18 protein-coding genes and 1 tRNA gene are annotated in these 11,574 nt (G+C 70.0%); 7 read left to right on the top strand and 12 right to left on the bottom strand.

The features are described from left to right. Positions 1-37 precede the first annotated feature (37 nt). From BM396_RS24750 to BM396_RS24720, 7 genes are all read left to right on the top strand, one after another. Positions 38-757, top strand: a complete 720-nt coding sequence (locus BM396_RS24750) for an aspartate/glutamate racemase family protein (protein ID WP_043385518.1) — start codon at positions 38-40, stop codon at positions 755-757. A gap of 61 nt (positions 758-818) precedes the next feature. Further along, positions 819-894 (top strand) — tRNA-Val (locus BM396_RS24745). A gap of 90 nt (positions 895-984) precedes the next feature. Beyond that, positions 985-1,245 carry a hypothetical protein gene (locus tag BM396_RS24740; RefSeq protein ID WP_043388413.1) on the top strand — a complete coding sequence of 87 codons (261 nt, stop codon included), beginning with the start codon at positions 985-987 and terminating at the stop codon, positions 1,243-1,245. Next, positions 1,242-1,442 carry a hypothetical protein gene (locus BM396_RS24735; RefSeq protein WP_043388412.1) on the top strand — a complete coding sequence of 67 codons (201 nt, stop codon included), beginning with the start codon at positions 1,242-1,244 and terminating at the stop codon, positions 1,440-1,442. The genes BM396_RS24740 and BM396_RS24735 overlap by 4 nt, the downstream gene beginning before the upstream one ends. Before the next feature lie 35 nt (positions 1,443-1,477). Further along, positions 1,478-1,702 (top strand): hypothetical protein, encoded by a 225-nt coding sequence (locus tag BM396_RS24730; RefSeq protein ID WP_244538947.1) that lies wholly within the window; start codon positions 1,478-1,480, stop codon positions 1,700-1,702. A 12-nt stretch (positions 1,703-1,714) separates the two neighbouring features. Next, on the top strand, positions 1,715-1,957 hold the full coding sequence (locus BM396_RS24725; RefSeq protein WP_043388410.1) for a hypothetical protein: 243 nt from the start codon (positions 1,715-1,717) through the stop codon (positions 1,955-1,957). Next, positions 1,954-2,238 (top strand): hypothetical protein, encoded by a 285-nt coding sequence (locus tag BM396_RS24720; RefSeq protein ID WP_043388408.1) that lies wholly within the window; start codon positions 1,954-1,956, stop codon positions 2,236-2,238. Before BM396_RS24725 ends, BM396_RS24720 begins: the two co-directional genes overlap by 4 nt. A gap of 65 nt (positions 2,239-2,303) precedes the next feature. On the opposite strand, the gene BM396_RS24715 is transcribed toward BM396_RS24720, so the two are convergent. The 12 genes from BM396_RS24715 to BM396_RS24660 form a co-directional block, all read right to left on the bottom strand. Next, positions 2,304-2,657 (bottom strand): hypothetical protein, encoded by a 354-nt coding sequence (locus tag BM396_RS24715; protein ID WP_043388405.1) that lies wholly within the window; start codon positions 2,655-2,657, stop codon positions 2,304-2,306. A 104-nt stretch (positions 2,658-2,761) separates the two neighbouring features. Next, positions 2,762-3,187 (bottom strand): hypothetical protein, encoded by a 426-nt coding sequence (locus BM396_RS24710; protein ID WP_043388403.1) that lies wholly within the window; start codon positions 3,185-3,187, stop codon positions 2,762-2,764. Then, positions 3,187-3,453, bottom strand: coding sequence for a hypothetical protein (locus BM396_RS24705; protein ID WP_043388401.1), 267 nt, complete (start codon positions 3,451-3,453; stop codon positions 3,187-3,189). The genes BM396_RS24710 and BM396_RS24705 overlap by 1 nt, the downstream gene beginning before the upstream one ends. Position 3,454: 1 nt before the next feature. Further along, positions 3,455-4,279 (bottom strand): glycoside hydrolase family 19 protein, encoded by an 825-nt coding sequence (locus tag BM396_RS24700; RefSeq protein ID WP_051976339.1) that lies wholly within the window; start codon positions 4,277-4,279, stop codon positions 3,455-3,457. A gap of 13 nt (positions 4,280-4,292) precedes the next feature. Continuing rightward, complete coding sequence (locus tag BM396_RS24695) at positions 4,293-4,640, bottom strand: septal ring lytic transglycosylase RlpA family protein (RefSeq protein ID WP_043388399.1); 348 nt, start codon at positions 4,638-4,640, stop codon at positions 4,293-4,295. A gap of 116 nt (positions 4,641-4,756) precedes the next feature. After that, on the bottom strand, positions 4,757-6,610 hold the full coding sequence (locus tag BM396_RS24690) for a hypothetical protein (RefSeq protein WP_139239539.1): 1,854 nt from the start codon (positions 6,608-6,610) through the stop codon (positions 4,757-4,759). 82 nt (positions 6,611-6,692) lie between these two features. After that, entirely contained in the window at positions 6,693-7,139 is a 447-nt protein-coding gene (locus BM396_RS24685) for a hypothetical protein (RefSeq protein ID WP_091994996.1), read from the bottom strand. A gap of 2 nt (positions 7,140-7,141) precedes the next feature. Beyond that, positions 7,142-8,464: a hypothetical protein gene (locus tag BM396_RS24680; RefSeq protein WP_091994994.1), complete on the bottom strand. Its 1,323-nt coding sequence runs from the start codon at positions 8,462-8,464 to the stop codon at positions 7,142-7,144. 1 nt (position 8,465) lies between these two features. After that, on the bottom strand, positions 8,466-8,939 hold the full coding sequence (locus BM396_RS24675; RefSeq protein ID WP_043388590.1) for a hypothetical protein: 474 nt from the start codon (positions 8,937-8,939) through the stop codon (positions 8,466-8,468). Between the two features lies 1 nt (position 8,940). Continuing rightward, positions 8,941-9,501: a hypothetical protein gene (locus BM396_RS24670; RefSeq protein WP_043388587.1), complete on the bottom strand. Its 561-nt coding sequence runs from the start codon at positions 9,499-9,501 to the stop codon at positions 8,941-8,943. 7 nt (positions 9,502-9,508) lie between these two features. After that, positions 9,509-10,750, bottom strand: a complete 1,242-nt coding sequence (locus tag BM396_RS24665) for a phage tail protein (RefSeq protein ID WP_091994991.1) — start codon at positions 10,748-10,750, stop codon at positions 9,509-9,511. A gap of 15 nt (positions 10,751-10,765) precedes the next feature. Beyond that, a complete protein-coding gene (locus tag BM396_RS24660) occupies positions 10,766-11,500 on the bottom strand; it encodes a hypothetical protein (protein ID WP_043388579.1) in 735 nt (244 codons plus the stop codon). Positions 11,501-11,574 lie beyond the last annotated feature (74 nt).

Raw genomic sequence — 11,574 nt, 5'->3', positions numbered from 1 at the left:
TCGCGCCCCGGGGGCTTTTTCATGCGCGGAGGCTTGGATGCGCGTCCTGCTGATCAACCCGAACACCAGCGCGCATGTCACCGACCTCGTCGCCGCCCATGTCCGTGCGCAACTCGGTGACCAAGCGGAACTGCGCGCCGTTACAGGCCGCTTCGGGGCGCGTTACATCGCGAGCCGGCCTGCCGCATCCATCGCCGGCCATGCGGCGCTCGACGCCCTCGCGGAGCATGGGGCTGAGTGCGACGCGGTGTATCTGGCCTGCTTCGGCGATCCGGGTCTCCTCGCCCTACGGGAGCTGTCGCGCGTGCCGGTCATCGGCATGGCGGAAGCCGCCTGTCGCGAGGCCGCTGCGGCGGGCCGTTTCGGCATCGTCACCGGGGGCGCGGCCTGGGAGCCGATGCTGCGGGAATTCGTGGCGGCCCTCGGCCTGTCCGATGCTCTGGCGGCGCTCCACACGGTGGCTCCGAGCGGTGGCGCCATCGCCCGTGATCCGGACGCCGCCCTGGCGACCCTGGCCGAGGCCTGCCGCGCCTGCGCGGCGTCCGGCGCCGAGCGCGTCATTCTCGGGGGTGCCGGCCTCGCGGGACTGGCGCGGCGGATCGCGGCGCAGGTTCCCGTTCCGCTGATCTGCTCGGTCGAGGCGGGAACCCGTGCGGTTCTGGCAGTGGGTTCGACCGGGACGGTCCGGTTCAGGCCAGAGCCCGTGGAGAGCGTTGGCTTGGCGCCGGCACTGGCGGCGCGGCTCGTCGATCCCTGACGCCGATCCGAAACGGAGCCCCTTGCACCGCACCGGCGCCATGCCGTAACGGTCGCCGGCCGGGCGGTTAGCTCAGTTGGTAGAGCGTCTCCTTTACACGGAGAGGGTCGGCGGTTCGAGCCCGTCACCGCCCACCATTGTTCGCAATGACTTAGCGCGATTTGTTGGCGACCTGGCGGTTCAGGTCTCCGGTTATCCTCCAAAAACCCCGGATTTTGCGCTGCACAATGGCTAAGGAACCGCCGACCGTCTCCGAGCTACGCAAGGCCGCTGAGGTTACCGATCAGGAGATCGACGCTGCGGTCGACGCTGTGCTCGCGGACTTGTCGACCGAGGCCTACCCGCTCGCAAAGGGTTGGACCCTCGACCTCGTCGCGACGCTCCGGACGAACACCCGCGCGGCCGAGGCGCTGACTACCGACAAGCCGGCCTGGAAGCGCAACATGGTCCGGACCGCGATCCTGCTGGCGCACCCGGTAAAGGGATGAGCGGTGACACCGATCACAACCGCGCGGCGACCGTCGATCGCCTGATGGAGCGGCTCAGCGGCTTCGTGCAGGGAATCGGGATGAGCGGCGCGGACGCGCGCGACATCATCGACCGCGTGATCGCGTCCGAGCCTTTAGCCGGGGATGGCGACCTGATGGCCAAGGCCCGCACGTGGATGCTGATCGCGCTGGGGTAGCGGCATGAGCGACGAGGCCGACCCGAGTCCATCAAATGTATGATGGCCTGGCCTCCCGCTCGCGCTACCCGGCTATCATGACCGACGACGCCGACCCGGTTCTCGAAGCCGTTGCCGCGCTGCGCGCTGCTGGCGTCGCGGTCGCGCCGATCGGCGACGAGCTCGAGCGCTGGCAGATCGGCGATCTGATCTTCTCCGACGCGGACCTGTGGCGCCTCGCCGCGAGCCGTGGACTCGTCGAGGATGGCGACTCGCGGTAGCCCAGCGCCGTCATGCCTTCCGAACCGAAAGCCCCGATTCGCGGCCGCCACCTCGATGCCCTGCGCGCTGTCGCCGAGAACCCCGGCGGCCTGAGGCACGATGCCTACCCGACCGTCATGCCGATCCTGCAGGAGCTTGGGTACGTCGAGGAACGCCCGACCCGCGGGCGGACCAGTCGGCGCGCATGGCACCTGACCCCGGGCGGACGCGAGCTGCTGCTTGCGCTCGGGATCCGCGAGAGCGCCGAGCCGTGACCTTCACTTGGGCGCGCACCTTCCCGGACACACACCACGACTTCGTTGCCGAGGAGGCTGGTCAGCACGTCGGTCGCATCAAGCGGATGGAGGGCGGCCCGCAGAACGGCACGTGGACCTGGAGCTGCACAGGCTGCCAGCGTGGCCACGAGGCCGAGGGCGTCCGGCCGCTCAACGGCGAGGCACCGACCCGCGACGAGGCGATCGAAGCGCTGGCCGCCGCGTGGGGCCGGGCGAAAGCGTGGAGCGCGCGGACCGGGAGGCCTCTCGCGCACCCCTGAAACGCGAAAAGGGCGCCCCGGCTGAAGCCAGGGCGCCCGGGTTGTTGACGGATGTCAACGGCCAGTCAGTCGGGTCGTCGCATGAAGGCCTTCAGCATTGCCTCGCGCGTCTCCTTCATCTCGTCCCGCACCGAGACCACCATGTCGTCGATGCGCCGCTCGAGCCGGGTGATCACGTCGCCGGTCACGTAGGTCCGCGCCACCTCGATCTTGAAGGCGTTCAGCTTCTCCTCGAGCGACCGGATCTCGATCTTGGCCGCGGCCATGTCGATCGTGAGCGGCGAGACCGCTTCCTTCGTGCCGGTGCGCAGCTTCCCGATGATCCAGTCCGCGCCCTTGCCGAGCGCGATCAGGAACAGCGCGAGCGCGATGAGCTGCGCCCAGGTGATCGGCCCGGGCGACAGGAAGGACGTGTCCATGGCGGCGGTCTTTCGCGGCCCTCTTCCGTGCGGGAGAGAGGCTTGTGTTAAGCGAACCGGCCTCTCGTGAGAGGCAAGCCGCGTTGCGTTGAGCGGATGAGAAGCTACTTGCCGAAAATCCGGCGGGCGGTCGGGGCGATGCCGGCGACGCCAATCACGGCCATCACGATCGACCACTCCATCTTGTCGTAGGGCGGCGGCAGCTTCGCCACCTGCCAATGGAAGATGAAGGTGCTGTCGAGGACGATGGCGCCGAAGTGGATCATGCAGAGCCCGAATGCCGTCGGGATCATCCAGGCCGTCCACTTCGACTCGGCGAGCTTCGCCCTCTCCGCCGCGACGACCTTCCGCTCCTCGACGTAGGCGGTGAGCTGCGCCTGAGCGACCGTGACATCGCCGGCCACGTTCTGGCCGTTCGTCAGCACCCCGTTGTCGGAGCGCTTGTTGAGGTAGGCCAGCACCGCCTGGACGATGCCGGAGCCGAACAGCTTCACGAGGAGGCTGCCGGCCATGGCGAGCATGGCACCCATCAGCGCGGCCCTCCGGCGGGCGGGGGCCCGATCATGGCGAGGCGCCGGATCACGATGCCCAGCACGACGCGCAGGATCGCCAGGACGGAGGCCGACTTCGCCCCCCAGCCCGGCGGCAGCAGGACAGTGAAGTCGACGCCAGCCAGCGCATCCAGGATGTCCGGCACAGCCAGCACGAGGGCGAGCGCGTAGATCCGGTACCCACGCGCGGCGGCGTACCACCGCAAGATGCCGAGACGGACCCGGCGGAAGCGAGCGCGGTGCATGTCAGGCCACCTTGGTCTTGCGGGAGAGGAGGGCGTGCAGGCGCGCCCAGAAGCTGGGCTCGACGACCGGAGCCGGAGCCACAGAGGCCGCGGTGGCATAGGAGGTCGACGTGGCGGGCTGGGTGGCGACCGACGCCGGCTTGCCGAGGGCTTCGGGCATCCGCGCGCCGAGGAGCGGCATGCCGGCGGCAACCAGCGCGGCCTCGGCCTTCCTCGCGTAGCCGGCGATCAGCTCGGCCTTGTCGGTACCGTTCACGGTCCGGCGGGCGCCGACGTAATCGCAGACGTCGCCGGCGATGTAGTCCTCAAGCGCCTTGCCGGTGAAGTCGCCCTTCTTTGACACGCCGCGGGTCACCCCCTCGACGAGGATCCGCTTCGAGATCGTCGGGTCGAGCGCGAGGTCGGGCTTCTCCGCCAGCGGCACTCCGAGCAGCACGCCCATCCGGCGATAGTTGTCCTCGAAGGTGAGCTGCACGTCGCCGCGGCCGTAAAAGCTGAGGTCCCGGGCGTTCGGCAGCGCGTAGTTCCGGCTGATGGCGCCGCGGGCGAACAGCTTCGCCACCGCCGCGCGCGCGCCGGCGTCCGTGCTCGCGAAGCCCTCGCGGACCGGCTGCATCCGCCGGCCGGTCTCGTGGAACGAGGTCGCGATGATGTAGGCGAGCAGGCGCCGGTCCAGGACGAGCGCGTAGGCCAGGAACACGTCGAGGAGGTGATTGAGGCCGTCGACCTGCGCCTGCGTGTACGAGCCGAACATCGGCTTCAGCGCGGCGAAAAACTTGGTGCGGTCCAGGCGCGCGAAGGCGCCTCCGTCGGTGGACGTGGCCATGGCGTGCTCCGGATCAGCCGAGGATGGCGAGGTGGACGCGGCCGACACCCGACAGGCCAATGGCCCGGGCCGCGCCGCGCGAGAGGTCGATCGCCCGGCCGGCGATGAACGGGCCGCGGTCTGTGATCCGCACGACGACCGAGCGGCCGGTGGCGGTGCAGGTCACCCGCACCCGGGTCCCGAACGGCAGGGTCTTGTGCGCGGCGGTGAGGGCGTCCTGGTCGAAGAGGGAGCCGTCCGCTGCGCGCCGGCCATGGAAGCCCGGGCCGTACCAGGAGGCGGTCTCGGCATAGGCACACGGGACCGATCCCGCGAGCGCGAGGCACGCGAGGGCGGCCCGCGCCGGGAAGCGCAGGAGCATCAGGACCTCTTGAGAGGAGAGCTTAGGAGGGGACCTTAAAGGCCGGTACCACTCGCCGCTGGCAGGGGGCGAGCATCGGCGTCAGCTCTCGAGTGACGCGGGAGGACCGTCGCGGCTCAGTAGTTCGACGTCGGCAGGGATCTACCGACCATGCCGGCTCTGTAGGTCAACGACACGGTGGCATTGGCCAGTGCGGCGCCAGACGCATCGGAGCAGCGCACGCCCAGCGTCGTGGCGTCGGCGTAGTACAGCCGCGCGTCGGGACAGGACGGCGATGGCGAGAGTAGCACGTCGTTGGGGGTCTGGCCGACGTTATGGGGAAAGGCGAACTGCCCGGTCGCGCTAGTGGTCGAACTCAGAAAGCCCACGTCGAACGTCGCGAACACGCCCGTCCCGCCCGCACGCGGCGCCCCGCCGTTGGGGGCCGACCAGCCCGTTACGCCCGCCAGTGCCCCGGCGCCGTAGATCGTCTGCGCTGCATTGGCTCGCAGGTACTGGCCGATGCGGACCTGAGCACCGTTGACGGCTACGAACGCGGGCGCGCCTGTGCCGGCCCGATTGAACTGTCCCTCGTGGAACGTGCCGATCGAGAGCAGCGCGCCGGCGCCGGTCATGTAGGCGGCACCGCCCCGCAGGTTGTTGGCCTTCCAGTCGTCGATCGCAACCGAGACGTTCGGCGCGCCGTTATTCTCGATGCCGTAGTGCGCTCCTGTGCTGTAGGGGTCCTGGTACATCGTCCCCCAGCCGATATGCAGGTTCGCGTACTGCGCGCCCGCATCGAAGGTCAGGAACGTCCGGGCATTGTCGGCATAGACAGCCTTCCAGCTGTGCTCGGACGCGACCCCTGTCCCCGCGCCGGTGGCGACCAGCTGACTGTACCGCAGGGCCGACTTCGCGAAGATCGTGAACAGGTAGCCGCCGTCCAGGCCATCGACCCGCTGCATGATGACGGTGTCGAGATTGTTGGCGGTGTAGCTGTTAACGAAATCTGTGTTCTGCCAGTAGGGCCACGCATCGACATAGTCGATCTTGTTCTTGTCGTTAGCGCGCTCAATCAGAAGCGCGTTCTGCATGAACTGGCCGCGCAGGCGCTTGACCCAAGTCCGCATCCCGACGTTGCCGGTGACCTTCAGCCCCTTCGTGGCGTTCAGCATCGTCATGTCGACGACGCTCTCGGCCGCACTCAGCACCACGTCGTAATCGGCGGCCAGAGGCGCCCAGCCGGCGGCCGGCGCGGGTTGATCGCGGTACGTGCCGATGCCGACGAGCTCGTTTGCGCCTGCGTACCCAGTGTTCTGGAACAGGAAGCCTACGCCCGCGTGGGCGAGGTGGAACCACGAGCCGACGCCGCGTGAGCCTTGAAGATTGCCGGGGTCGATTCCGCTTCCGCGAACCCGCAAGGGCGCTCCGGAAACCGTAACGGTCGAGGTGAGCTTGAACCCCTTGCCGGCGGCGACGGTCGGCACCGAAATCTCGGCTCCGAGCGCGGCGGCGGCACTGAAGGCGGCTTGAACCCGCGCCGTATCGTCGGTCGTGTCGTCACCCTTAGCTCCACACTGGCGCAGATCGATCGAGACCTTCCAGTCGAGCTTCCATCGCGCACCGTCCGCACCGACCAGAACCGTGCAGCCGTTGTCGGCTGAGGTTTTGTCGGTCGGGTCGAAGCGGTAGCTCGCGCCCCCGCCATCGCCGGCGGCATAGAAGCCAAGGGTCGACACAGCGCGGAAGTAGGCGCCGCGCGGGCTGCCGCGTAGATCTGCGACCGTGCTCACACCCGACAGCCACGCGACGACCCGGGCCAGGGTTCCGTCGAGCGCGCCGAGGCTGGGCACGACGCTGGTTCCGGAGACGTTCCCGCGCGAGCTGTCTCCGCGCAGGATCACGCCGTCCAGGTTTGGCCGGTACAGGTCGGGTGAGTTATAGCGGGGCGCCTGTGCCGGATCATAAGCCGCCGCCTGGAGCGGCAGCATGATGGCGAGTGCGCCAGCTACGATACGAAGAAGCATAGAGTCGGCCCGGATATTGGAGGGATCGCGCGGCGCGGATGAGGGCTCACTGGCTCTCGTAGAAGCCGGAGATGTAGAAGACCGCCCCGTCCTGGCCGGCGTAGGCATTGTTGCTCGCCAGGGTCACGGACGCGAAGGCGGCTCCGGCTGGCGTGTAGGCCTGAAGCGCCGCTCCGGTCTTCGCGTTCTCGCGCCCGAAGGCAGTGTAGGGGCGCGCCGAGGAAACCGGCAGGCCGGGCGGCAGCCCCACGTTGAGCGCGGTCGCGCAGGTGCCGTTGGTCGTGATCGTGACCGTGGCCTGCCAGAACACGACTTTGCCGACGACTTGGTAGCCGCCGGTCGCGGTCGCGGCGGTGAGAGAGCCGCTCGGGCAGGAGAAGCTTGGGGTGTACGCCGTGAATGGCCCTTGCGGGACCGGCGGCGGCATGAAGGCGGCGCGCGCCGGCAGGACGAGCGCGGCACATAGGGCGAGGATGAGCGGCAGGCGGCGCATGCTCAGTGCTCCCGGGCGGTGATCGCGAGGCCGGCCGCCGAGCCGATCGCCGACATGGCGCCGGTCTCCACGAACCCGGGTTCGCTGGAGAGGTACGAGCCGGCGGGCACCTTGATGTTGCCGCCGCCGGGCGCCGCGGTCGCGGTCGCGTCGAAGTTGATCCAGATGTCCCCGGCCGAGTCGTTCTTGATCTTCCAGCCCTGCCGGCTCGTGTTGGCCGCCATCAGGGTCGTGGCGGTCGTGCCGACGGCCGTGGACCGGTTCGTGCCGGCGCCGCGGACGGTGGTCGGGATGGGCACGCCGGCCGCGGTACCCTGCACGCTCAGCGCGGTGCCTGCAGTGGTGCCCGCGGCGTTGGCGATGCCGGGCAGATAGGTCGGGACGGCATTGGCGCCTGTGACGGCAGCACCGGCCACCCGCAGATCGGCCGAGAGCGCGCCGCTGTTGACCACGACGCCGTTCGTGGTGCCCGGCGTGGTCTGGTCGATGCCGAACCGCCCGACGATGGCGGTCCCGGCCTGAAGGGTCGTCTTCAGCGTGCCGCCGAGCTGTCCGGCGATGGTCGCGAGCCAGCCGCGGATGCCGGTGCCGGCGTTGGCGACCGCCGGCGATGCCGGGTCCGCCCCATCCTTCGCCGCGCCGGTGAGCTTACCGTCGATCGAGGACAGGCTGGTGTTGCCGGCCTGGGCCGTCGCGTCGAGGGCGAAGGTGTTGCCGATGGTGCCGATCTGCGCCGCGCCGGCACCGAGGCTGACGGTCCCGGAGACCGGTTGCGTCGCGGGGAAGTTGCCGACCGTGACCGGCTGCACGACGCCGGATCCGTCGACCGAGAGCCGGCCGCCGACCAGAGCTGCCGGTAGGCGATCTCGGATCGCGGCGAGGACCGTGGCGATGCCCGACTGCGTTCCGAGCAGGCGGGTCAGCTTGGCGATCAGCGAGCCGGCGGCGGCATCCGAACCGGTGGCCACATCGGACGGCGTGCCGAGCGCCGTGGACAGGTTCGAGAGCGTGGCGCTGGCCGTCGCGAGTAGCGCCCGGCACGCCTCGAGGCGCTCGTCCGTGGCGATCAGCGCACCATCGTCCACGAAGCCGGTCAGTGATCCGGCGGCGAGGTCCGAGACGTCCGCCGCCAGCGTCATCACCGAGCCGACGATCGCCGTGTAGCCGAGCCCCTGCCGGCCCTTGGCGAAGACGAACCGGTTGCTCGGTTCGTGCAGCACACCCAGCACCGTGCGCGGGTCGAAGCCGACGCCGAGCGCGGAGAAGTCGAGCGTGCCGGCGACGGGGTCGAGGACGATGCCCGTGAGGATGGGGGGCAGCTTCATGTCAGATCCCGCCGAAGATGAGGGCCGTGCTGATCGCGATGTCCTCGGCATCGGCGCGGGCGAGGGCGCCGAAATCCGTGGTCCAGGTCGAGCCGTTCGCGACCGCGAGGTAGTAGGCGCCGGCCCTGATCCGGCCGGCGGGCGGCGCGGTACCGTCGAGGTCGCGCCAGGGCCGAGCGCCGAGGCTGTCGACGTTCAGCGTCGGGGTGCCGGTGTTGTCGCGATCGGCCTGGACGAGGAGCGCCACGCCGGGCCGCATCGCACTCAGCCCGGACGCGGTGCGCGCGAGGTAGGCGTTGGCGAGGCCCCCGGTGCGGATGGCGCCGCCCTGGTCGGCCAGCAGCGCGGCGTGTGCCGCCATCAGGCTCCGGATCAGGCCGGGCAGATCCCGCGCCGAGGTGCCATCGCGGGCCGGGACGTCGGGATCCGCGGTCGCGTTCCCGGCTGGCTTCTGCGACCAGTCGAAAGCGCCCATGTCAGTCCTCCGTCGTCACGGCGAACTGGCCGTTGTTGAACCAGAGATTTCCCTTCCCGGGCGGCGGCGCGGTCGGCAGGATCGCCCGGAGCGCGGCCATCAATGTGCCGAGGTTCAGCACGCCAAGATCGGTCGGGGCCGGATTGACCTTGCGCCATGCCGGCGCGCCGGAGGCGATCGCCTCGTCCCAGACGACGAGCTGGAACTCGCCCTTGCGCATGGCGCCCGGTGCGAGTTCGCCTCCATCTGCCGCCACAAGCCGAGCGGGTCCGAAGCCATCTACCGCCAGTGCCGGCTCGGCCACGCTATCGCGATGGGCCCAGAAGCCGATCATCACGCCGGGCGCAGGCTTCAGGCCTGATGTCGTCTGCACCTCGAAGACGTCGGTCAGGCCCTCGGAGACCAGGGCGCCGCCCTGGTCTGCGACGAGCATCGCGACGCCCGCCATGATCCCGCGAGCCGCATCGGGCAGAAGCCGGGCCGAGGTGCCCGGGAGCGCGGGCACGGCGGCATCGACCTGCCCGTTCTGGGTCGGGTCCGTCTTCCACTTGAAGGCGCTCATCCGGTCCTCAGGTCTTGATGGCCCAGGTCACCACGGCGCCCGGCGGTACGTTCGGGTGCGGGTCGCCCGAGCCGGCGGCGTCGATCACCAGCGTGTGGGTGTGGTTCGGGGTCTGATCGATCGTGTGGGTGTGATCGCCGCCGATCGGGATGCCGTGACCGTGCGCGCCGCCCGGATCCGTCGAGAAGCTGTGCCCGTGGTTGCCGGCGGCGGCCGTCGTGAACGTGTGCACGTGCGGCCCGCTCTGGGTGGTCTGGCCGTTCCCCTGCGAGCCGAGGTTGATGCCGGTGACGACCTGCGCGTTGTTCGGCGTGGCGGTGCTCACCAGCCCGTAGCCGTACTGGACGACGTGCGCATGGTCGCCGCTGATGTCGCTCGTGCCGGTGTGGACGTGATTGCCGCCGACCGACGTCGATCCGGTGTGGCCATGGTCGCCGTCGATCTTCGTGCCGCCGTGATCGTGCGCCCCTGCGTTCTGGATCTTCGGCGCGAAGGCCCCCGCGGGCGACATGGTCGAGGTGTGGATGTGGCTTGGCATCTGCGTCGCCAGCATCCGCACCACCTCTGACCCGCCGAGCGAGCCAAGAGAGCCGACGAGACCACCGGCCGCGGTGAGCAGGTTCAGCCCGCGGTTCGCGCCGAACAGCGAACGCCCGCGCAGGTCCGGCAGGTTGAAGGTCTGGAAGCCGTCGCCGACGCCCCACAGGCTGCTGATCGCGCCGAACAGCGCAGCATAGGAGGCCCGCGAAACCGGTCGCCCGTCGCAGATCTCCCAGCCCGAAGGCACGTTGGGGCCGCCGAAGGCCTGGATCATCCCCGCCGGCAGCGTGGTCGGCGACAGGGTGCGGTAGACCTGAGCGTCGGGGTCGTACACGACCGACCAGACCGTCGGGTAGATGTCGCCCGGGCCGAACTGGCTCCCGTCCGAGCGCAGCCACGGCTTTGGTGTGTTGCCGTCCGCCTGCAGCGTGCACGGGTTGAGGTTGGTCGTCGTGGTCCGGAACTTGAGCGTGTGCGCCTGGGCCGCAACCTTCGCCGACAAGGTCTGTCGGGTGATGACCGTATAGGCGTCGGAGCCGTAGGCCTGGTTCACGCCCGCGTTGTCGAGCATCCAGAGCTTCACCGAGGCCATCAGCGCGCGCATGGCGTCGTTGATGGTCTTGGCCGGCTGGCCCTCGTTGAAGATGATCGGCGGATCCGAGACGTCGTTGCCCGAGGGCGCGACGTCCCAGTTGGCTGCACCGGGCATAGAGCCGTCCTCGGGTTAGCGGGTCGTGGTCGCGCCGGGCAGCAGCGCGAAGAAGCGCTGCGCGTCGAAGGCGGGGGCCTGCCGGCGAGCCGGATGCATCTGCACCGGGGCCGGGGCGGGCGCTGCGGCAGCCTGCGCCACCGGGGAGGCGGCCGGCGCATCGGCGGCGGTGAGCGTCCGGAGCAGCGAGGCGACCTGGAGGGTGCGGTCCGCCTCGGGCGACTGCATGGTGGCGCCGCCGGAGGGCGTCACCGAGTTGGGCGTCCCGGACACAGTCGGCCCAGCGAGCCCGAACGCACCGTTGGGCGAGGCCGAGCCGGGCGAGAACGCTCCGCCGAGGAAGGCCGCTGCCTTCGCCCGGTGCCCGGCCATCTGAGTGTTGACCTTGTCGGCTACGGTGCCCGGCGTGCCTCCGTTCGCCGTGTCGCTCCGGTCGTAGAGCCCGGGCCGGCCGGCATTCACCGTCGAATAGAGGTCGAGCATCCCCATGCCGGGCTTGAAGCCGCGGTCGGTCAGGTAGCGCTCGACGGCGGGAAGCTGGTCGGCGAAGCTCTGGTCCTGGCTCGCGCCGTATTGCTGCTGCTCGGTCGGCCCGAACTGGATTAGGCCGATGTGCCGATTACCCGAGCCGCCCCGGATCGAAGGGCTGAACCCGCTCTCGAACGACATCACGGTCGCCAGGTCGAGCGGGTCCGCGCCGATGCGCTGCGCGCTGGCGATCAGCGCGTCGCGGTCTGCGGCAGTCGGCATGGGGGCGGTCCTGAAACGACAAAAGCCGCCCTTGCGGAGCGGCTTTCAGGGTCCGGCGCGCAGCGCTGCGGACG

It is taken from the genome of Methylobacterium sp. UNCCL125, assembly GCF_900116795.1.
Taxonomy (GTDB): Bacteria; Pseudomonadota; Alphaproteobacteria; order Rhizobiales; family Beijerinckiaceae; genus Methylobacterium; species Methylobacterium fujisawaense.
Note: the sequence above shows the minus strand (reverse complement) of the source record. Positions and strands in the feature narration are given on the sequence as shown.